Annotated in this window: 17 protein-coding genes; 10 read left to right on the top strand and 7 right to left on the bottom strand. The window is 40.1% G+C overall.

Going from position 1 to position 21276, the window contains the following annotated elements:
• Nucleotides 1-95: 95 nt before the first annotated feature.
• A complete protein-coding gene (locus KQP79_RS23345) occupies nt 96-269 on the bottom strand; it encodes a hypothetical protein (protein ID WP_004303314.1) in 174 nt (57 codons plus the stop codon).
• A gap of 137 nt (nt 270-406) precedes the next feature.
• Here KQP79_RS23345 and KQP79_RS23350 point away from each other — a divergent pair, with 137 nt between their 5' ends.
• Nucleotides 407-1186, top strand: coding sequence for a DUF4396 domain-containing protein (locus KQP79_RS23350; protein WP_004303313.1), 780 nt, complete (start codon nt 407-409; stop codon nt 1184-1186).
• A gap of 110 nt (nt 1187-1296) precedes the next feature.
• On the opposite strand, the gene sucD is transcribed toward KQP79_RS23350, so the two are convergent.
• The 4 genes from sucD to thiD all read right to left on the bottom strand — a co-directional run bounded on the left by sucD (nt 1297) and on the right by thiD (nt 5296).
• Nucleotides 1297-2157 carry a succinate--CoA ligase subunit alpha gene (sucD, locus tag KQP79_RS23355; protein ID WP_004309340.1) on the bottom strand — a complete coding sequence of 287 codons (861 nt, stop codon included), beginning with the start codon at nt 2155-2157 and terminating at the stop codon, nt 1297-1299.
• A 32-nt stretch (nt 2158-2189) separates the two neighbouring features.
• A complete protein-coding gene (sucC, locus tag KQP79_RS23360) occupies nt 2190-3320 on the bottom strand; it encodes an ADP-forming succinate--CoA ligase subunit beta (RefSeq protein ID WP_061448139.1) in 1131 nt (376 codons plus the stop codon).
• Between the two features lie 201 nt (nt 3321-3521).
• On the bottom strand, nt 3522-4409 hold the full coding sequence (gene fabD / locus KQP79_RS23365) for an ACP S-malonyltransferase (protein WP_004309342.1): 888 nt from the start codon (nt 4407-4409) through the stop codon (nt 3522-3524).
• Nucleotides 4410-4459: 50 nt separating this feature from the next.
• Nucleotides 4460-5296 carry a bifunctional hydroxymethylpyrimidine kinase/phosphomethylpyrimidine kinase gene (gene thiD / locus KQP79_RS23370; RefSeq protein ID WP_004309343.1) on the bottom strand — a complete coding sequence of 279 codons (837 nt, stop codon included), beginning with the start codon at nt 5294-5296 and terminating at the stop codon, nt 4460-4462.
• A gap of 340 nt (nt 5297-5636) precedes the next feature.
• Here thiD and KQP79_RS23375 point away from each other — a divergent pair, with 340 nt between their 5' ends.
• From KQP79_RS23375 to KQP79_RS23405, 7 genes are all read left to right on the top strand, one after another.
• The gene (locus KQP79_RS23375; protein ID WP_004295874.1) at nt 5637-6368 is read left to right on the top strand and encodes an NUDIX hydrolase; all 732 of its coding nucleotides are present in this window, start codon (nt 5637-5639) and stop codon (nt 6366-6368) included.
• A gap of 126 nt (nt 6369-6494) precedes the next feature.
• On the top strand, nt 6495-8018 hold the full coding sequence (locus tag KQP79_RS23380; protein ID WP_004309345.1) for a xylulokinase: 1524 nt from the start codon (nt 6495-6497) through the stop codon (nt 8016-8018).
• 42 nt (nt 8019-8060) lie between these two features.
• Entirely contained in the window at nt 8061-9377 is a 1317-nt protein-coding gene (gene xylA / locus KQP79_RS23385) for a xylose isomerase (protein ID WP_004295876.1), read from the top strand.
• Nucleotides 9378-9515: 138 nt separating this feature from the next.
• Entirely contained in the window at nt 9516-10970 is a 1455-nt protein-coding gene (gene xylE, locus KQP79_RS23390) for a D-xylose transporter XylE (RefSeq protein ID WP_138343998.1), read from the top strand.
• A 242-nt stretch (nt 10971-11212) separates the two neighbouring features.
• A complete protein-coding gene (locus KQP79_RS23395) occupies nt 11213-12082 on the top strand; it encodes an agmatine deiminase family protein (RefSeq protein ID WP_004309347.1) in 870 nt (289 codons plus the stop codon).
• A 7-nt stretch (nt 12083-12089) separates the two neighbouring features.
• On the top strand, nt 12090-12560 hold the full coding sequence (locus KQP79_RS23400; protein WP_004309348.1) for a 5' nucleotidase, NT5C type: 471 nt from the start codon (nt 12090-12092) through the stop codon (nt 12558-12560).
• An 84-nt stretch (nt 12561-12644) separates the two neighbouring features.
• Nucleotides 12645-13382, top strand: coding sequence for a hypothetical protein (locus KQP79_RS23405; protein ID WP_008022456.1), 738 nt, complete (start codon nt 12645-12647; stop codon nt 13380-13382).
• Nucleotides 13383-13428: 46 nt separating this feature from the next.
• Here KQP79_RS23405 and KQP79_RS23410 read toward each other — a convergent pair whose 3' ends face one another.
• The gene (locus KQP79_RS23410; protein WP_224262705.1) at nt 13429-14259 is read right to left on the bottom strand and encodes an AraC family transcriptional regulator; all 831 of its coding nucleotides are present in this window, start codon (nt 14257-14259) and stop codon (nt 13429-13431) included.
• A gap of 601 nt (nt 14260-14860) precedes the next feature.
• Between KQP79_RS23410 and KQP79_RS23415 the strand changes: the two genes are divergently transcribed.
• Nucleotides 14861-16399 carry a carbon-nitrogen hydrolase family protein gene (locus KQP79_RS23415; RefSeq protein ID WP_004311812.1) on the top strand — a complete coding sequence of 513 codons (1539 nt, stop codon included), beginning with the start codon at nt 14861-14863 and terminating at the stop codon, nt 16397-16399.
• A 97-nt stretch (nt 16400-16496) separates the two neighbouring features.
• Here the strand turns inward: KQP79_RS23415 and KQP79_RS23420 are convergent, their stop codons facing one another.
• The gene (locus tag KQP79_RS23420) at nt 16497-17546 is read right to left on the bottom strand and encodes a DUF2776 domain-containing protein (protein ID WP_009041253.1); all 1050 of its coding nucleotides are present in this window, start codon (nt 17544-17546) and stop codon (nt 16497-16499) included.
• A 210-nt stretch (nt 17547-17756) separates the two neighbouring features.
• Between KQP79_RS23420 and ileS the strand changes: the two genes are divergently transcribed.
• Nucleotides 17757-21245 carry an isoleucine--tRNA ligase gene (ileS, locus tag KQP79_RS23425; RefSeq protein WP_234120943.1) on the top strand — a complete coding sequence of 1163 codons (3489 nt, stop codon included), beginning with the start codon at nt 17757-17759 and terminating at the stop codon, nt 21243-21245.
• Nucleotides 21246-21276: the final 31 nt, after the last annotated feature.

A 21276-nucleotide genomic window follows, 5' to 3' on the forward strand; every position in this document is an offset into this window, starting at 1 on the left:
ATCTTTAGGTAATAACAAAGCCCCAGCTTGTGAAAGTCGGGGCTTTGTGCGTAAAAAACAGAAGGTGTGCATTTTGACACACCTTCTTTCTTCTGTTAATCCTCATTGTTATCTTCTTCATCATCCACCATATTATTGAGTTCCAATTCCAGGTCTACCAGCTCTTGTTCCCATAATTTCAGGATATCCTTCGGTGTATCTTTTGCAGCTTTCTTTATTCTTTCTTGAGCAACAGATACTTCATGCTCTAATTGTCTACGTCTGCTCATAATTCTATTGTTTTGATTATAAAATGATAACAACTCGTGTGGGGAATAGTTCGACGGGATAAAATTAAAAGTAATGGGGTGAACTATTCACAAATAAAGGATGTTTTGTAATCTGAATCTTTAAAAAACATACAGCCATGCTCAATTTAATAGCCGTTTTCTTAGTATGTTCAGGTATCGGAATTGCAGTACATATTGCCATAGACCTGACACATCGTCCGCAATCAATGAAGATAATGAATGCAGTCTGGATATTATCTGCATTATGGGGAAGTTATTTAGCTTTATGGGCGTATAATAAGTTTGGACGGAGTAGTCCGATGAAAGCTGAGGATGATGGGATGAAAATGGATATGTCTGGCATGAAAGATATGTCTGATATGAAGGGAATGGATATGTCCGGTATGAAAGATAATATGGAGATGGATATGGCCATGCAGGGAGAAATGTCGATGCAAGGAATGCAACGTCCTTATTGGCAATCGGTAGCTTTGTCGGCGCTTCATTGTGGTGCAGGATGTACATTGGCAGATATCATAGGAGAGTGGTTTACAAACTATGTTCCTGTAACTGTGGCAGGAAGTCAGCTCTTTGGTAATTGGGTACTTGACTTTATTCTGGCTTTGATGATTGGTGTTTATTTCCAATTCTATGCTATTCGGGAGATGGAAAAAATATCGGTAGGTAATGCCTTGGCTCGTGCTTTCAAAGCGGATTTCTTTTCTCTTTTGTCCTGGCAGGTAGGAATGTATGGCTGGATGGCGATTGTCTATTTTGTATTGTTCATCAATGAACCGTTACCCAAAGACACATGGATATTCTGGTTTATGATGCAGTTGGCTATGCTTTTCGGCTTCTTCTGTGCATATCCTATGAATGCTCTTCTTATAAAATTAGGTATAAAGAAAGGTATGTAAAATAAATGCAGATTTACTCTAAACGATAAGTATGTAATTACTTATTTGAGGGAGTGAATCTGCATCTGTTATGATATGACTACTTTTGTCTTTTCTTTCTCTTTGGGAGTTTATCTTTTCAATAATTTCGGTATATCCGAAGGTTCTTGTGCTACCCGGATACCGGCAGCTTCTAAAGATTTAATCTTCTCTTTTGCCGAACCGGAACTTCCCGAAATGATAGCTCCTGCATGTCCCATCTGCTTTCCCGGAGGAGCTGATTGCCCGGCAATAAATGCTACCACAGGTTTGGTTACATTATTGCGGATATATTCGGCCGCTTGCTCTTCGGCATTTCCTCCAATCTCTCCAATCAGAACGATTGCTTCTGTTTCCGGATCATTTTGAAACATCTCCAGCAGTTGACGGAAATGAAGACCTACAACAGGGTCACCCCCGATGCCGATAGCAGTGGATTGTCCCATGCCATTCGCCGTTAAGTGATACACAATCTCGTAAGTAAGTGTTCCGCTACGACTGATAACTCCGACATTCCCTTCTAAAAAGACCTGTCCCGGTAAAATACCAACCATACTTTTTCCCGGAGAGATCAGTCCCGGACAGTTAGGCCCGATCAACATGGCGCCTTTTTGTTCGGCAAACTGATGTGCCTTAATCACGTCCAGTGTGGGGATTCCTTCTGCAATGCAGACTATGATACGGATGCCTGCGTCCGCTGCCTCCATAATAGCATCTGCCGCAAAACGTGCCGGAACGAAAATGATGGAGGTATTAGCCTTTGTCTGCTCGACAGCATCATACATGGTGTTGAATACGGGGATTCCGTCCACATCTGTTCCTCCTTTGCCCGGAGAAGTACCTCCGACCACATTGGTTCCATATTCTTTCATCTTCTTGGCATGGAAAAGCCCGTCTCTGCCAGTGATTCCTTGCACAATTAAACGGGTGGATTTATCTATTAGTATGCTCATAATTGCTTTATTTTTTAGTGATTTGGTACGTATTATGCTTTCAGAGCCATAAGAGCAGCCTCTTTCATCGTTGTGGCTATTTGGAAACGGCTGTAATTCCGTAACAGTTCCCGTCCGATATGTTCATTGGTGCCTGTAAGCCGGACGATGACGGGGACATTGCTGTTTATCTGCTCGAATGCCTGAAGGAGCCCCATTGCCACATCATCGCAACGAGTGATCCCACCGAAAATATTAATCAGGACCACTTTTACTTTCTCATCCTGCAATAAGAGTTTCATAGCTTCAATAACCTTGACAAGATTGGAGCTGCCACCGATGTCGAGAAAATTAGCTGGCTGACCTCCATAAAGTTTAATCATGTCCATAGTAGCCATGGCAAGTCCGGCGCCATTTACCATACAACCGATATTGCCGTCCATGTGGACATAACTGAATCCTTTATCTTTGGCATCTGCTTCCACTTTTTCTTCTTCCGTCGGATCAAATAAAGCATGTACCTCCGGATGGCGATAGAGCGCATTGTCATCAAAAACAATCTTTGCGTCAATAGCCATTAACGTACCTTTCTTTGTAAGTGCCAGCGGATTTACTTCCACTAACGACGCGTCATTCTCCACAAAGATTTTATAAAGTTCCTGAAGGATGGCAGCCATTTTACCCGCCTGTTCCATTTGGGGAAAAAGAGAGAAAGCAAAACGCCTTGCCAGATAATCGGGAAGACCAATAAATGGATTGATTGAATATCGGATGATTTTCTCCGGTGTTTGACGGGCTACCTCTTCGATATCCATACCGCCGGACGCACTCATCATCAGAACGACAGAACGTGTATTCCGGTCGATGGTGTAACTGACATAATATTCTGCAGCAATATCAACCGCTTCGCTGACCAGAACTTGATTGACTGGAAGACCTTTAATGCTCATTCCAAGAATGTTCTTGGCTTCCTGATAAGCATCTTCCGTATTGTTTACCAGTTTCACTCCTCCGGCTTTTCCCCGGCCTCCGGTTAATACTTGTGCTTTTATAACCACTCTGTCTGTTCCCATCCTCCGGTATGCAGCCAGGACGCCTGCGGCAGTACGGCATAAAGTGTGCCTCTCGACAGGTATTCCGTACTTGGAGAAAATCTCTTTCGCTTGATATTCATGTATTTTCATGGCTCATAAATTTGAGTAAATGATTCCTGTAATAAAAACAAAAGAAAGATTCGGAAAGTTTGCCGGAAAAGAAAAGTATCAGGGTGTTTTACAACATGTTCGTTTGTATTTCATCTATGGTTTTCATATAAAAAAAGCGTGTTGGCAATAGTTACCAACACGCTCTATATCATTTAAAGATGAAGTCTGTCTTACGGATATTTATGCAATACCGTGAGCATTGACAGTACCGTCAATCTTCTTAATCAATCCTTGAAGTACTGCACCCGGGCCACATTCTGTAAAATCAGTAGCACCGTCAGCAACCATATTCTTTACTGATTGTGTCCAACGTACAGAAGCAGTCAATTGAGCAACCAGGTTCTTTTTGATTTCTGCAGGGTCAGTGTGAGGAAGTGCATCCACATTCTGATATACCGGACATTTAGGAGTATGTATTTCTGTAGCTTTGATAGCAGCTTCCAGTTCTATTTTAGCAGGATCCATCAATGGAGAATGGAAAGCACCACCCACTTTCAGCGGAAGAGCACGTTTTGCTCCGGCAGCTTTCATCAGTTCGCAAGCCTTTTCGATACCCGGTACAGAGCCGGAGATAACGATTTGTCCTGGGCAGTTGTAGTTGGCCGGTACGCAAACTTCACCTTCTGCATTTACTGTTGCGCAGATTTCTTCTACTTTCTCATCCGGCAATGCGATAATGGCAGCCATAGTAGAAGGAGTAGCTTCACAAGCTTTCTGCATAGCCATTGCACGTGCATAAACAAGTTTCAAACCATCTTCAAAACTCAATGCACCGGCAGCAACCAATGCAGAGAACTCACCAAGTGAGTGGCCGGCAGTCATTTCCGGTTTGAAGTCGTCGCCCATGCAAAGAGCAGAAATAACAGAATGAAGGAAAACGGCAGGTTGAGTAACCTTTGTCTGACGAAGATCTTCGTCTGTGCCGTCGAACATGATATCTGTAATGCGATATCCGAGGATATCATTTGCTTTTTCAAACAATTCTTTTGCTAAAGCTGAGTTTTCATACAGGTCTTTACCCATTCCTACAAATTGAGCGCCTTGACCGGGAAATACAAATGCTTTCATATTTTTATTATTTAATTGATTTTTAATTGCGGGTGCAAAGTTACGTATTTTTATGATACAACCGCACAAAAAGTACACATTTGTGCAACGGTGTCCGGAAAATGCCATAAAGGGCCGTTACCATGGCCGATATTCAATTCTTTTCCTGCGATAATGGCTTGAGTGATATATGTTTTCGCATGCTGGATGGATTCTCGCATGGGATAGCCTTTGGCAAGATAGGTGGCAATAGCGGAAGAGAGGGTACATCCCGTTCCATGCAGATTATGGCTTTCTATTTTTTTCTCCTCATATATATGGTAGATAAATTCGGACGTATGCAAAAGGTCGCACATATTGTCTCCTTCCAGATGTCCGCCTTTTAGTAAGATATTAGTCTGATAATCATCCGTCAGCATTTTGGCAGCAGCCTGCATGTCCTGAATATTGTGAATACTTTTACCTGTAAGCACCTTTGCTTCGTCGATGTTGGGAGTGATTAATGTCACAAGTGGCAAAAGTTCTTTTTTGATTTCTTCTATCGCTTCATCTGTCATAAGTTTCTTTCCGCTGGTAGATACCATTACCGGATCGTAAACGACGTATGCAGGCGAATATTTTTGTAGACAGTCGGAAATTACACGAACGATCTGAATGTCATTTATCATTCCTATTTTGATGGCAACCGGTTGCAGGTCGTCCATCACGGCTTCTATTTGCCCACGAACCATATCCGGAGAGATAGACTGTACGGCGCGTACCCCCAGTGTGTTTTGTACGGTGATGGCAGTGATGGCCGATGCTGCATAGCCTCCTAAAGCCGAGATTGTTTTTATGTCTGCCTGAATACCTGCCCCTCCCGAACAATCGGAGCCGGCAATGGATAAAATGACTGGATGACGTTCCATTTTAGATTTTTTAATATTTACCCGACAAAGATAGGATAAAAAACGATAAGGTACAAAATGACATATCGTTTAAAATACAATAAGTACCTTTCCGGGTATCTGTTGGAAAAGATATGAAAAGTACTGATAATAAAGCGTCCATCTAGTTTTTGTACTTTATACAATTACTCACCCGTGGAAATACTAAAATACATATTGTAATTCGTAAGATAACACTAACTATTCATATTGTAGAATGTATGATATGTATTTATATGAAAAACAATGTTTTATAGCATGTTTCTTATTTTGTTTTGATGGTTTGTAGCCTCTATATTTGCATCGTCTTAAAGAAATGTATATGCAAAATTTACAGAAAAATACACCTCTAGCAAACAATCATATATCAGTAGACTGTGTAGTGATTGGTTTTGACGGAGAACAACTGAAAGTGTTGCTTGTAAAACGTGCAGGTGAGGATAATGGAGAAGTATATCATGATATGAAACTTCCCGGAAGTCTTATCTATATGGATGAAGCCCTGGATGAAGCTGCACAACGAGTTTTGTATGAACTGACAGGACTTAAAAATGTGAATCTGATGCAGTTTAAAGCATTTGGTTCTAAAAACAGAACGAGTAATCCGAAAGATGTACGTTGGTTGGAAAGAGCTATGCAGTCAAAAGTGGAGCGTATTGTTACCATTGCATATTTGTCGATGGTGAAGATAGACCGTACGTTGGATAAGAATCTGGACGATCACCAGGCTTGCTGGGTCGCTTTGAAAGACGTGAAAACACTGGCTTTCGACCATAATCTGATTATAAAGGAGGCAATGACTTATATTCGTCAGTTCGTAGAATTTAATCCTTCCATGTTGTTCGAACTACTTCCGCGTAAATTTACAGCCGCACAATTAAGGACTCTTTTTGAATTAGTATACGACAAAGCCGTGGACGTGCGTAACTTCCATAAAAAAATAGCAATGATGGAATATGTAGTTCCTTTGGAAGAAAAACAACAAGGAGTGGCTCACCGTGCTGCCCGTTATTATAAATTTGATAAGAAGATATATAATAAGGTGAGAAGGTAGACTTTATTCAAGTATTAAGTATCAAGTATTAGATATTAAGTATTAGGCGTTGAATGTTAAAGTATTAATAGTCGGGCATTGAGCGTTAAATCGTAAATAGTAAATCGTTTAATCGTAAATAAAATTATGTTTCTATTAGGTTATGACATAGGTAGCTCGTCTGTAAAAGCGAGTTTGGTAAATGCGGAGACTGGTAAATGTGTATCCTCGGCATTTTTTCCGAAAACAGAAGCGAATATTATTGCAGTGAATCCCGGATGGGCGGAACAAGATCCTGAAAGTTGGTGGGAAAACTTAAAGTTGTCCACGCAGGCTATTATGACCGAATCCGGAGTGAGTGCCGCTGAAATTAAAGCCATCGGTATCTCTTATCAGATGCACGGATTGGTTTGTGTTGATAAGAATCAGCATGTATTGCGTCCTGCTATCATCTGGTGTGACTCTCGTGCGGTGCCATACGGTCAGAAAGCGTTTGAGACAATCGGGGAGGAGAAATGTCTTTCTCATTTGTTGAACTCACCGGGAAATTTTACCGCTTCCAAGTTGGCGTGGATTAAAGAAAACGAACCTACCATCTATGAGCAGATTGATAAGATAATGCTGCCGGGCGATTATATTGCCATGAAGTTGAGTGGAGAAATCTGCACAACTGTTTCCGGACTTTCGGAAGGTATGTTCTGGGATTTCAAGAACAATCGGGTGGCTGATTTCTTAATGGATTATTACGGGTTTGATTCTTCTTTGATTGCAGATATTAAGCCGACCTTCGCTGAACAAGGACGTGTAAATGCAATAGCTGCCAAAGAGCTTGGACTGAAAGAAGGGACACCGATTACTTATCGTGCAGGCGACCAGCCTAACAATGCCCTTTCTTTGAACGTGTTTAATCCGGGAGAGATTGCTTCTACGGCAGGAACATCAGGAGTGGTTTATGGTGTGAACGGTGAAGTGAACTATGATCCGCAGTCACGCGTCAATACCTTTGCGCATGTCAATCATACCATAGACCAGACACGTTTGGGAGTATTGCTTTGCATCAACGGAACGGGTATTCTCAATTCATGGGTAAAACGCAACATTGCTCCCGAAGGAATATCTTATAATGAAATGAATGTATTGGCTTCCAAAGCTCCTATCGGCAGTGCAGGAATCAGTATTCTGCCCTTTGGTAATGGTGCCGAACGTATGTTGAATAATAAAGAAATCGGTTGCAGCATCCGTGGACTGGACTTCAATGCACATGGCAAACACCACATTATCCGTGCCGCTCAAGAAGGTATTGTATTCTCTTTTAAATATGGCATTGATATCATGGAGCAAATGGGAATTCCTGTGAAGATGATCCATGCCGGACACGCTAATATGTTCTTGAGTTCTATCTTCCGCGATACTTTGGCGGGAGTCACAGGAGCTACTATCGAGCTTTACGATACAGACGGTTCCGTAGGCGCTGCGAAAGGTGCGGGTATCGGTGCAGGTATCTACAAGGATAACAATGAGGCATTTGCTACGCTTGACAAACTGGATGTGATTGAGCCTAATGTGGCAAAACACCAGGAATATGCTGACGCGTACGCAAAATGGAAATACCGTCTTGAAAAGTCGATGACCGGTAACATACCGGCTCCGGTTCTATCTTCAGATAAATAATTAACAATTTAAATAATAACCATTTTAAAAAATAAAAGAATTATGGCAACAAAAGAATTTTTCCCAGGAATTGAAAAGATTAAGTTCGAAGGTAAAGATAGTAAAAATCCGATGGCATTCCGTTACTACGATGCTGAAAAGGTTATCAACGGTAAGAAGATGAAAGATTGGTTGAGATTCGCTATGGCATGGTGGCATACTTTGTGTGCTGAAGGTGGCGACCAATTCGGTGGCGGAACAAAACAATTCCCTTGGAATAGTAATGCTGACGCTATACAAGCTGCAAAAGATAAAATGGATGCAGGTTTCGAATTCATGCAGAAAATGGGTATCGAATACTACTGTTTCCACGATGTAGACTTGGTTTCTGAAGGTGCAAGCATCGAAGAATACGAAGCTAACTTGAAAGCAATCGTAGCATACGCAAAACAGAAACAAGCTGAAACAGGCATCAAACTGTTGTGGGGTACTGCCAACGTATTTGGCCATGCACGTTATATGAACGGTGCTGCTACTAACCCTGATTTTGATGTAGTAGCTCGTGCTGCTGTTCAGATCAAGAATGCAATCGATGCAACTATCGAACTGGGTGGTCAGAACTATGTATTCTGGGGTGGCCGTGAAGGCTATATGTCTCTTCTGAATACAGATCAGAAACGTGAAAAAGAACACTTGGCAAAAATGCTGACCATCGCTCGTGATTATGCTCGTGCCCGTGGTTTCAAAGGTACTTTCCTGATTGAGCCGAAACCGATGGAACCGACAAAACATCAGTATGATGTAGATACAGAAACAGTAATCGGATTCCTGAAAGCTCATGGCTTGGATAAAGATTTCAAAGTGAACATTGAAGTAAACCACGCAACTTTGGCTGGTCACACTTTCGAACACGAATTGGCAGTAGCAGTAGACAACGGCATGTTGGGTTCTATCGATGCTAACCGTGGTGATTATCAGAATGGTTGGGATACAGACCAATTCCCGATTGACAACTACGAACTGACACAGGCTATGATGCAAATTATCCGCAACGGCGGCTTGGGTAACGGTGGAACAAACTTCGACGCTAAAACTCGTCGTAACTCTACTGACCTGGAAGATATCTTCATCGCTCACATCGCAGGTATGGACGCTATGGCTCGTGCATTGGAAAGCGCAGCTGCTCTGCTGAACGAATCTCCCTATAAGAAAATGCTGGCTGACCGTTACGCTTCATTTGATGGCGGTAAAGGTAAGGAGTTTGAAGATGGCAAGTTGACTTTGGAAGATGTAGTTGCTTATGCAAAAGCAAACGGTGAACCGAAACAGACTAGCGGTAAACAAGAACTTTATGAAGCAATTCTGAATATGTATTGCTAATTAACCCCACCACAGATTACACGGATTGTCACAGATTGATTTTCTTCTCTCTTATTTTGAATTTTATCTGTGTCAATCTGTGAAATCTGTGGTGATATAAATCCAACTACTACAACACTACTTTATCTACTTATAACCATGATTAATACAACGAACGAAGGTAGTAAACTCTACCTATATTCGATAACCTCTGTCGCCATTTTGGGAGGACTGCTTTTCGGATACGATACAGCGGTTATTTCCGGTGCAGAGAAAGGCTTGGAGGCTTTTTTCCTTTCGGCCTCTGATTTTCAATACAATAAAGTAATGCATGGAATCACATCTTCCAGCGCATTGATTGGCTGTGTACTGGGTGGTGCGATCTCCGGTATATTTGCTTCCCGTTTGGGACGTCGTAATTCTCTAAGGCTTGCTGCCGTACTCTTTTTCCTTTCAGCATTAGGTTCCTATTATCCGGAAGTCTTGTTTTTCGAATATGGAAAGCCGAACATGGATTTGCTGATTGCTTTTAATTTGTATCGTGTTTTGGGCGGTATCGGTGTTGGACTGGCTTCTGCAGTCTGTCCGATGTATATTGCTGAAATTGCTCCTTCTAATATTCGTGGAATGCTTGTATCGTGTAACCAGTTTGCTATCATCTTCGGTATGTTGGTAGTATACTTCGTGAATTTCCTGATTATGGGCGACCATCAAAATCCTGTAATTTTGAAAGATGCAGCCGGTGTACTGTCTGTTAGTTCTGAATCTGATATGTGGACTGTGTATGAAGGATGGCGTTACATGTTCGGTTCGGAAGCTTTCCCTGCCGCTTTCTTCGGTCTGTTATTGTTCTTTGTTCCCAAGACTCCTCGTTATCTTGTATTGATACAGCAAGATGAAAAGGCTTATTCGATCCTTGAAAAGATCAATGGTAAGACAAAAGCACAGGAAATTCTTAATGATATTAAAGCTACTGCTCATGAAAAGACAGAGAAAATCTTTACTTATGGAGTGGCAGTAATTGTGATCGGTATTTTGCTTTCTGTATTCCAACAGGCTATCGGTATTAATGCGGTACTTTATTATGCTCCTCGTATTTTCGAAAATGCAGGTGCAGAAGGAGGTGGCATGATGCAGACAGTTATTATGGGTATTGTAAACATTGTCTTTACATTGGTTGCAATCTTCACTGTAGACCGCTTCGGACGTAAACCACTGTTGATAATCGGTTCTATTGGTATGGCTGTAGGTGCATTTGCGGTAGCAATGTGTGATAGCATGGCAATAAAGGGTGTTCTCCCGGTACTTTCAGTGATTGTGTATGCAGCATTCTTTATGATGTCTTGGGGACCGATTTGCTGGGTGTTGATCTCGGAAATATTCCCGAACACCATCCGTGGTAAAGCGGTGGCAATCGCTGTAGCTTTCCAATGGATATTCAATTATATTGTATCTTCTACTTTCCCAGCACTGTATGACTTCAGCCCGATGTTTGCATATAGTTTATATGGCATAATCTGTGTGGCTGCTGCTATCTTCGTTTGGCGTTGGGTACCTGAAACGAAAGGTAAGACACTGGAAGATATGAGCAAACTTTGGAAGAAAAATAAATAAATTAGGTTAGTGTAATTTCATCATGTCATTATGACTTCGGCCTCTTGGCATGGTTCTATTAAGATTATGACATCGTACCAATGGTATGGTGTCATAATTGTTTATATACATATCATTCAGTAAATCAATATTTTATTTTGCATTAATTGTTTTATCGTTGGTGTTACAATTAGTGTTTTTGCATTTTTGAGTAAATATGTTCTCCAATGATACGCTTATCTTTGCATTATAAAAATTGAAGTATGATAACAGAGCAATATAAAGATACTGTTTATTTTTCGAACCTTTTTGTACGTCACTACCCTAAAGTTTATGAAGAATTATCTAATATTCTTTCTCGCCATCATATAGCGCATGGGACTTTGATGCACACTAAAGATTATTGGTGCCGAGATTATATGCCAATACAGTGGGGAGTTAATACTTATATTCAATTTCGCTATGAACCTGATTATTTGACGGATAAACCACAGTATAAAACTAATATTATTCCCGTACTTAAAGCCACGAGTATCAAGATAGATATTATTCAATCGCCACTTATAGTTGATGGAGGGAATGTTGTTGTGTGTGAGGGAAATTCTAAGTGGGTGGGATCATGTATAAGAGAACGGAAACCAATTATTATCATGACAGAAAAGGTGTTCCAAGAAAATTCGCAGATTGATCAAGGAGAAGTACTGGCAATATTAAAGGCAAACTTTTATGGAGCAGATATTATATTTCTACCATGGGATAGATATGATATCTGTGGTCATACAGATGGAATTGTTCACAATATTGGCGATGGTAAGATTTTGGTCAACTTGAAAGTGTATCCTCAAAAGATAGAACGGGAGATGAGACGTAGATTGAATGACGTTTTTGTAGTTGTGGATTTGAAACTTAGTAAGTATTATGAGAATAGTTGGGCATACATAAATATGCTTCAGACACGTGATATAATCATTGTTCCCGGACTTGGATTATCTACAGATGGAGAGGCTTTAGAACAGATAAAAGAGTTATATCCTTCCTATGAGGGACGAATTTACCAAGTTAATATAGCTCCGATTGTAAAGAAATGGGGAGGTGCATTGAATTGTTTGTCTTGGACTGTGAGTAAATTATAGAAATTATATGATATCAGCATTACCGATTTCCAAACCTATACTTTATATTGATATGGATAATGTTCTGGTTGACTTTCAATCAGGTATTAACAACTTGAGTGAATACGAAAAGAGAGAATATGAAGGACGATATGATGAGGTACCTAATATTTTTGCAAGAATGAGTCCGTATGAAGGAGCAATTAATGCCTACCATCATTTAGTGCGTTTTTATGATGTATATATTCTTTCCACGGCACCTTGGAATAATCCTTCTGCCTGGTCAGATAAACTAATATGGGTGAGAAAATGGTTAGGTACAGATGGTTATAAACGATTAATTCTTAGTCATCATAAAAATTTGAACAAAGGAGACTTTTTGATAGATGATCGCCTCAAAAATGGTGCTGAAAATTTTGGTGGTGAATTAATCTTATTTGGTTCGGAACTGTATCCGAATTGGGACTCTGTTGTTGACTATTTGATATCATCTAAGTGAGAAATAAAAAAGTTGATATATTCGGAACAACTCTTTACTAAAAAGATTATCTTTACCCAAAGAAATATTAATACTATAATAATTATGGATACTTTGAAAAAGGAAATTGCAGTTTTAATGCAATGTATTGATTTTAAGGAAATAGAGAAACAGCTTCAAGTAATTAATAAGCTAATAGTCACAAACTATATGTTTGAACTAAGTAATGGGCTACGAATTTACCCTATTGAAGTAGAAGCTTATTTTAAAGATGCAAAATTTAATGATGAGTTTGTGCATGGAAATGAACTGCAAAAAAATAATTATGGAAGATTTTATGTTCATCGTACAGGTATAACAAAGAATTCAAAATTTAAAGGTGGAACAAGAGGAGGTATTGATATTTGTTTATCTGATGACGTTAATGCATATTATGGCATCTTAATAAGAAGTGCTAAGTTTGATGATGGCACAATTAAATTTGGACCGAATAATGTTTTAAAATTTATTGTTGAGGATAAGAATGTAGATTATGATACTTTGGAAAAAGAATCTGTTTTAAAAGAAGCTGTTAAAGATTGCCGTGATGGAGAAAGTAAATCAATCATCATGCATTCTACACGTGTTGGTCTAAGTGACAAGCAAAGTGACGATTTTAAAAACTTGCAATTACGAACGATCATAGGGCCGCTGCTTTCATCTTATGCATATAAAGAAAAGGAAAAGGTATTTAGGAACTATATCGTTAGTGATAACATCTCAAAAGAAGAAGCCGAGAAAATTTCTATTGACATCCTCGGATATTGTCCTAAGTCTTTGATAGAAAGTGTATATCAGGCATGATAGCTACTAATTTTGTATAAGGGTGCAATATCGCCCTTATACAAAATTATTTAACGATTGGAATCCAAACTTCAGTAAGAAGCTCTTTCACATCTGTGTCAGTGGGAGAGTTCAAGTAATGTTCCAGGATTGGAGTTTCTCCTAAGCTATAAAATTGCGGTAATTGTTTCAATATTGTCTCATAAAAGGCATCTAACAATGCATAATCTCCTTGATGGACATAAACTGCGTATGTACCTTGAGGTAAATCCATGTGTTTTATTGGACTAGTAAGAGGGGGATTGGTTCCTATTCCTTTTTGAATAGCTATACAAGCGTAAAAACGGCATTTTTCTAATGAGGTAATGTCCGTATCATCATAAGCTATCCCCCAATAATCTTCTTTATCTGGCAATAAAGAGTTTTCTTTTGCATATTCATATAGGCAGTCCCAAGTGTATGTCTCAAAAGCAACTGTGCTACAAGTGTCATAATTGCCAATATAAGATAAAAATAAGACAGGTATTGTTTCTGATTCCACTATGCGGTAAGGAGAAATATATGAAGGATAAGTATGACTTGTTTCCAATAATTTCTTTTGTAGTTCTCGAGGAGTGAGATTGTATTTTTTTTGAAGTGTATTATTTAAAGCTGACTGGTTAGCAAATCCAATATATTCATATATTTCAGCTATACTTTTTTTATTATCTTTGAGTAATTGCTGGGCGTATTCCATGCGTGTACGAATGATATATTGATGTAATGTTTCGCTAGTGTAAGCTTTAAACATCAGCTGAAGATTACGAACAGACATGCATGCCATTTTAGCTAATTCAGGTATGGATATCAAACGATTGAACTCATCGGCAGTTTTACCTGTCCAATTCTTTTGTATCATGGAATTTAGATAATGAAGAATTGTCTCGATTTGTCCTTGATAGGAGGATTTGTTGGAATTCATATATTTTCTTTACCTTTTGGGGTACTCTTTTATTTATGATTGATATTCGCAAAGATAGTATTTATATACGCATCCTATATGAAAATGATTCAAAAGTTGATTCTATGACTTCTCATATCGGTTTCTGGCTTAAAAAAAATCCTTTGGAAAATCTAATTGTTTTGCCTTTAGAATTTTCCAGACTAGAGAGAAGTGGATAGAAGAAGCAGAATCAAATAAAAGCAGCTATTTTCCGCAGCTAAAGCATTGCTTTAGCCTACTTAAAGCACCGCTTTCCTTCTCTTAAAACACTGCTTTTTCTCTTTCTGTTTAAGCAGCATTCTCTATATATAAGAAACGTTTTTTTCTACTCCTTCATCTTTCTTCTGAATTATCTGTGAGTAAGAATTTTGTGGGTGAAGGAGTGCTTCTTCACCTTTGGAATTTGCAGAAAAAGAATGCATAAAATAGATAGTATTGTTAATTATTTCTTGGTTTGAAAACACAATTAAAGGAATAGCTATACCTTTGCATTATCTTTTATAAAACACATATTGTTATGGAACAACATCCGATTAAAATTAATAAAGTGCAGATACGTAATCTGCAAATAGAAGATTATGTACAACTATCCCAATCGTTTACCCGTGTTTATTCTGACGGCAGCGATGTGTTTTGGACTCGTGAGCAGATACAAAAGTTAATAAAGATTTTTCCGGAAGGTCAGATCGTCACAGTAGTTGACGATAAAATCGTTGGTTGTGCCCTTTCTATCATTGTTGATTATGATAAAGTAAAGAATGACCATACGTATGCACAGGTTACAGGTAAGGAAACATTCAATACACATAATCCCAAAGGAAATATCCTGTATGGCATTGAAGTGTTTATCCACCCGGGGTATCGTGGTTTGCGTCTCGCACGTCGTATGTATGAATATCGTAAGGAGCTTTGCGAAACATTGAACCTGAAAGCGATCATGTTTGGCGGACGTATCCCGAATTATCATAAATATGCTGACAAAATGCGTCCGAAAGAATATATCGAACGGGTACGTCAACGCGAGATTTATGATCCGGTACTTACTTTCCAGTTGTCGAATGACTTTCACGTTCGTAAGGTAATGACTAATTATCTGCCAAATGATGAAGAATCAAAACATTATGCTTGTTTGCTGCAGTGGGATAACATCTATTATCAGCCACCTACACAGGAATATATCAGTCCCAAAACTACGGTTCGCGTAGGACTGGTGCAGTGGCAGATGCGTAGTTATAAAACGTTGGACGACCTGTTCGAGCAAGTAGAATTCTTTGTGGATGCAGTATCTGATTATAAAAGTGATTTCGTTCTTTTCCCGGAATATTTCAATGCTCCTTTGATGTCGAAGTATAATGATAAAGGGGAATCACAAGCTATTCGCGGGTTGGCAAAGTACACAGAAGAAATCCGTGACAGGTTTATAAACTTGGCTATTAGTTATAATATTAATATTATTACCGGGAGTATGCCGTATGTCAAGGAAGACGGACTTCTCTATAATGTAGGGTTTCTTTGTCGTCGTGATGGTACCTATGAGATGTATGAAAAAATGCATGTCACTCCGGATGAGATCAAGAGTTGGGGATTGAGCGGGGGCAGGTTATTACAGACATTTGATACCGATTGTGCGAAGATTGGCGTTTTAATTTGCTATGACGTGGAATTTCCGGAACTTTCTCGTTTGATGGCAGATCAGGGGATGCAGATTTTATTTGTGCCTTTTTTGACTGATACGCAGAATGCCTATTCCCGTGTTCGTGTCTGCGCACAGGCACGTGCTATTGAAAATGAATGTTTTGTGGTCATTGCAGGAAGTGTCGGAAATCTTCCCCGTGTACACAATATGGATATTCAATATGCACAATCGGGTGTGTTTACGCCATGCGATTTTGCTTTTCCAACAGATGGAAAACGGGCGGAGGCAACTCCAAATACTGAAATGATTCTAGTGTCGGATGTGGACTTGGACTTATTGAATGAGCTTCATACCTATGGTAGTGTGCGGAATTTGAAAGATCGTAGAAACGATGTTTATGAAGTTAGATTCAAAAAATAAAAGAGTGACGCTATGCCGTCCGGATAGCGTCACTATATGCCTTGGATAGCGTCACTATCCGGGGCATATAGTGACGCCCTTTTTAGGGAATACCTTTTTATTTGGAAGATGTGCCGCTTTCTAATATGCTAACGATAGAAAACAGCGTAAAGCAAATAGCTCCAAGACCTACCAAAACACGTGCCGGAATGAAATAATCAGCATGTATAGTAGCAAGCTCGAATACGAAAGCTGCCAGGAACAGGCAAGCCAATGCTGTTAATACCGGAATCATGGGAATACGGTTGGCCAATTTGAATTCTTGTCTCCATATCTTGGCCAGCAGGATGACTTTGCTGGAAATGCTGTAACATACCAACCCCAACCCGAGCATAATATATCCGGTGGTACCGTTTGCACTTCCGGAATCTGCCAAAATCACGAATAATCCCCATACAAAAGAGATAGATCCCATTAATAAAACTAGTTTCGGCCATTTATTCCGTTCTTTTTCTGAATAATCATTACGTATCTGACGTGCTATGGTAGCTACCAGTGCAATCAAACTGGTACAAATACATGCCAGACCGACCATTACATGCCCCGCGACAAAATAAGCAGGATGAGAATGACTGTTGCCTAATAATACAAATGCCCATATCCATGCGATCAGCGAAACGATGATGGCAACAATGACCAATGCCCGTCTCTGATTAAGGGAAAAAGCTCCTTCCGGAACTTCATTACTTGTCGCTTTTGAATTTCTCGGAATTAAAGAGAATCGGGTAGAAGAGGTGGCGGCGGTAGCTACACAAGTGGTAATAAATCCAACGCCGGTGATAACGTGTCCTGCAACAAATGCAGAGGTGGAAGTGGCATTACTGAAAATGCAGATGCCTCCAATAATAGTAATGATGGCTGCCAGATAGCCTATAACCGGCAAAATGTATTTGGCCGATTTATTATAAGTATGTATGATTTGCCGGATGATAGTGGCAGCCGTGCAAAACAGTGCAATGCATATCATACCGAGTGAAAACACAACAGGACCGGCCACAACACGACTCCCGTCATCTCCATAACCATAAATAAACGCTCCGTATCCGAAGCAAAAAATAGCCATCGCCAAAGGGATTGCTCTGAATAAAATGCTAATACCGTAATTCATAAGTTAAAGTGCTTTTAGGTTTCCCACTAAAACAAGGAGATACCTGTTTTGTTTAGGCTGTAGGCGGTTTATAATCGTTAACTTCACACGAATCCGATTAAAAGTCCTAGCTTTTTGCTCAACTAAACAAATGTTTTTGTAAATTTGCACCCTTAAAAATGGGGATACCCCTCAAATTGTAAATTGTAAATAGTAAAATCGTAGACAGCTATGGGTAAGAGATTTACTGAATATTCGCAGTTTGACCTTTCGCAGGTGAACAAAGATGTGCTGAAGAAATGGGACGAGAACCAGGTTTTCGCCAAGAGTATGACAGAACGTGATGGCTGTCCTTCGTTCGTGTTTTTCGAAGGACCTCCCTCGGCTAATGGTATGCCGGGTATTCACCATGTAATGGCTCGTACCATTAAGGACATTTTCTGTCGCTACAAAACGATGAAGGGTTATCAGGTGAAGCGTAAAGCCGGATGGGATACGCACGGACTGCCTGTGGAACTAAGTGTAGAAAAGGCATTAGGTATCACAAAAGAAGATATTGGTAAGAAAATCTCTGTTGCCGACTACAATGCGGCTTGTCGGAAAGACGTGATGAAATATACCAAGGAGTGGGAAGACCTGACTCATCGGATGGGATATTGGGTGGATATGAAGCACCCTTATATCACGTATGATAATCGCTATATTGAGACATTATGGTGGCTATTGAAGCAACTGCATAAAAAAGGATTGTTGTATAAAGGATATACGATCCAACCATATTCACCGGCTGCAGGAACAGGATTGAGCTCACATGAGTTGAATCAACCAGGCTGTTATCGGGATGTAAAAGATACAACGGCCGTTGCCCAATTTAAAATGAAGAATCCTAAACCGGAAATGACGGAATGGGGAACTCCTTATTTTATCGCTTGGACAACTACTCCATGGACATTGCCTTCAAATACGGCTCTTTGTGTGGGACCCAAAATTGACTATGTGGCTGTACAGTCTTACAACGCTTATACCGGAGAACCTATCACGGTTGTTCTGGCAAAAGCTTTATTGAATGTACACTTCAATGCAAAAGCTGCTGATCTGAAATTGGAGGACTACAAAGCCGGAGATAAACTTGTACCATTTAAAGTGATTGCCGAATACAAAGGTACTGATCTTGTCGGTATGGAATATGAGCAGTTGATTCCTTGGGTAAAACCGGTTGAGGTATCCGAAAATGGCAACTGGAAGCCTAGTGATAAGGCTTTCCGTGTAATACCGGGTGATTATGTTACTACAGAAGATGGTACAGGTATCGTTCACATTGCACCTACATTTGGTGCGGATGATGCGAATGTGGCACGTGCTGCAGGAATCCCGTCACTGTTCATGATTAATAAGAAAGGCGAAACTCGTCCGATGGTGGATTTAACTGGTAAATTCTATCTGTTGAATGAGCTGGATGAGAATTTCGTAAAAGAATGTGTTGATGTAGATAAATACAAAGAATATCAGGGTGCATGGGTGAAAAATGCTTATGATCCTCAATTTATGGTGGATGGCAAATACGATGAGAAAGCTGCGCAAGCTGCCGAATCTTTGGATATTGTCATTGCCATGATGATGAAAGCAGACAACAAGGCTTTCAAGATAGAAAAGCATGTCCACAACTATCCGCACTGCTGGCGTACAGACAAACCGGTACTTTATTATCCGTTGGATAGCTGGTTTATCCGTTCTACCGCTTGCAAGGAGCGAATGATGGAATTGAATAAAACCATCAACTGGAAACCGGAATCTACCGGAACCGGCCGTTTCGGCAAGTGGCTGGAAAATCTGAATGACTGGAACCTTAGCCGTTCTCGTTATTGGGGTACTCCATTGCCTATCTGGCGTACAGAAGATAATACGGATGAGATATGTATCGAATCTGTAGAAGAACTTTATAATGAAATCGAGAAATCGGTAGCTGCCGGATTTATGAAATCCAATCCATACAAGGATAAAGGTTTCGTGCCGGGTCAATATTCGGAAGAAAATTATGATAAGATTGATCTTCACCGTCCTTATGTAGACGACGTCATATTGGTATCGAAAGACGGCAAACCGATGAAGCGTGAATCAGACCTGATTGATGTATGGTTCGATTCGGGTGCTATGCCATACGCGCAGATCCATTATCCGTTCGAAAATAAAGAACTGTTGGATAACCGTCAGGTATATCCGGCTGACTTTATCGCGGAAGGAGTAGACCAGACTCGTGGTTGGTTCTTTACCTTGCATGCTATCGCTACCATGGTATTTGACAGCGTGTCCTACAAAGCTGTTATCTCTAACGGTTTGGTACTCGATAAGAACGGTAACAAGATGTCCAAGCGTTTGAATAACGCTGTCGATCCGTTTACTACGATTGAAAAGTATGGTTCCGACCCGTTGCGTTGGTACATGATTACCAATTCTTCTCCATGGGATAACCTGAAATTTGACGTTGAAGGAGTGGAAGAGGTTCGCCGTAAATTCTTCGGTACCTTATATAATACGTATTCATTCTTTGCGCTTTATGCGAATGTAGACGGATTTGAGTATAAAGAAGCGGATGTACCGATGGCAGAACGTCCGGAGATCGACCGCTGGATCTTGTCTGTATTGAATACATTAATAAAGGAGGTAGATACATGCTATAATGAATATGAACCGACAAAGGCAGGACGTTTGATTTCTGATTTTGTGAATGATAATTTGTCCAACTGGTATGTTCGCCTGAATCGTAAACGTTTCTGGGGTGGTGAATTTACACAGGATAAATTGTCTGCTTATCAGACATTGTACACTTGTCTCGAAACAGTTGCCAAACTGATGGCTCCTGTATCTCCGTTCTATGCAGACCGGTTGTATACTGACTTGATTACAGCAACAGGACGCGACAATGTAGTTTCTGTCCATCTTGCCGAATTCCCGAAATATCAGGAAGAAATGATAGACAAGGAACTGGAAGCCCGCATGCAAATGGCACAGGATGTTACATCTATGGTGTTGGCATTGCGCCGCAAGGTGAATATCAAGGTACGCCAACCGCTGCAATGTATCATGGTTCCGGTGGTAGATGAAGAGCAGAAAGCTCATATCGAAGCTGTGAAGAACCTGATTATGAATGAAGTGAACGTAAAAGAAGTCAGATTCGTTGATGGTGCAGCCGGTGTATTGGTGAAAAAAGTGAAATGTGACTTTAAAAAGCTAGGCCCGAAATTTGGCAAGCAAATGAAAGCAGTAGCTGCTGCTGTTGCAGAAATGTCACAGGAGGCCATCGGTGAATTGGAGAAAAACGGAAAGTATACATTAAATCTGGATGGTGCGGAAGCTGTTATTGAAGCATCAGATGTCGAGATCTTTAGTGAAGATATTCCGGGATGGTTGGTTGCCAATGAAGGCAAACTGACAGTAGCGCTTGAAGTGACCATTACCGAAGAACTGCGTCGCGAGGGTATTGCCCGTGAACTGGTGAACCGTATTCAGAATATACGTAAGTCAAGCGGCTTCGAGATTACAGACAAAATAAAAATAACAATCTCGAAAAATACGCAAACAGATGATGCGGTAAATGAATATAATACTTATATTTGTAACCAGGTTTTAGGCACATCTCTTGAACTTGTAGATGAAGTGAAAGACGGAACAATACTGGAGTTTGACGACTTCTCATTGTTTGTGAACGTGATAAAAGACTAATACTATATTGATTAACCTTTTAAAATTGTAA

Source organism: Bacteroides sp. DH3716P, assembly GCF_025914115.1.
GTDB lineage: Bacteria > Bacteroidota > Bacteroidia > Bacteroidales > Bacteroidaceae > Bacteroides > Bacteroides ovatus.

What these genes read in the sequence shown, in the direction of transcription:
- KQP79_RS23375 (WP_004295874.1), top strand. Translation starts at nt 5,637, where the DNA reads ATGCAAAATTTACAGAAAAATACACCTCTAGCAAACAATCATATATCA.
- KQP79_RS23350 (WP_004303313.1), top strand. Translation starts at nt 407, where the DNA reads ATGCTCAATTTAATAGCCGTTTTCTTAGTATGTTCAGGTATCGGAATT.
- KQP79_RS23395 (WP_004309347.1), top strand. Translation starts at nt 11,213, where the DNA reads ATGATAACAGAGCAATATAAAGATACTGTTTATTTTTCGAACCTTTTT.
- sucD (WP_004309340.1), bottom strand. Translation starts at nt 2,157, where the DNA reads ATGAGCATACTAATAGATAAATCCACCCGTTTAATTGTGCAAGGAATC.
- KQP79_RS23415 (WP_004311812.1), top strand. Translation starts at nt 14,861, where the DNA reads ATGGAACAACATCCGATTAAAATTAATAAAGTGCAGATACGTAATCTG.
- KQP79_RS23410 (WP_224262705.1), bottom strand. Translation starts at nt 14,259, where the DNA reads ATGATACAAAAGAATTGGACAGGTAAAACTGCCGATGAGTTCAATCGT.
- xylA (WP_004295876.1), top strand. Translation starts at nt 8,061, where the DNA reads ATGGCAACAAAAGAATTTTTCCCAGGAATTGAAAAGATTAAGTTCGAA.
- KQP79_RS23380 (WP_004309345.1), top strand. Translation starts at nt 6,495, where the DNA reads ATGTTTCTATTAGGTTATGACATAGGTAGCTCGTCTGTAAAAGCGAGT.
- fabD (WP_004309342.1), bottom strand. Translation starts at nt 4,409, where the DNA reads ATGAAAGCATTTGTATTTCCCGGTCAAGGCGCTCAATTTGTAGGAATG.
- KQP79_RS23400 (WP_004309348.1), top strand. Translation starts at nt 12,090, where the DNA reads ATGATATCAGCATTACCGATTTCCAAACCTATACTTTATATTGATATG.
- sucC (WP_061448139.1), bottom strand. Translation starts at nt 3,320, where the DNA reads ATGAAAATACATGAATATCAAGCGAAAGAGATTTTCTCCAAGTACGGA.
- ileS (WP_234120943.1), top strand. Translation starts at nt 17,757, where the DNA reads ATGGGTAAGAGATTTACTGAATATTCGCAGTTTGACCTTTCGCAGGTG.
- KQP79_RS23345 (WP_004303314.1), bottom strand. Translation starts at nt 269, where the DNA reads ATGAGCAGACGTAGACAATTAGAGCATGAAGTATCTGTTGCTCAAGAA.
- xylE (WP_138343998.1), top strand. Translation starts at nt 9,516, where the DNA reads ATGATTAATACAACGAACGAAGGTAGTAAACTCTACCTATATTCGATA.
- KQP79_RS23420 (WP_009041253.1), bottom strand. Translation starts at nt 17,546, where the DNA reads ATGAATTACGGTATTAGCATTTTATTCAGAGCAATCCCTTTGGCGATG.
- KQP79_RS23405 (WP_008022456.1), top strand. Translation starts at nt 12,645, where the DNA reads ATGGATACTTTGAAAAAGGAAATTGCAGTTTTAATGCAATGTATTGAT.
- thiD (WP_004309343.1), bottom strand. Translation starts at nt 5,296, where the DNA reads ATGGAACGTCATCCAGTCATTTTATCCATTGCCGGCTCCGATTGTTCG.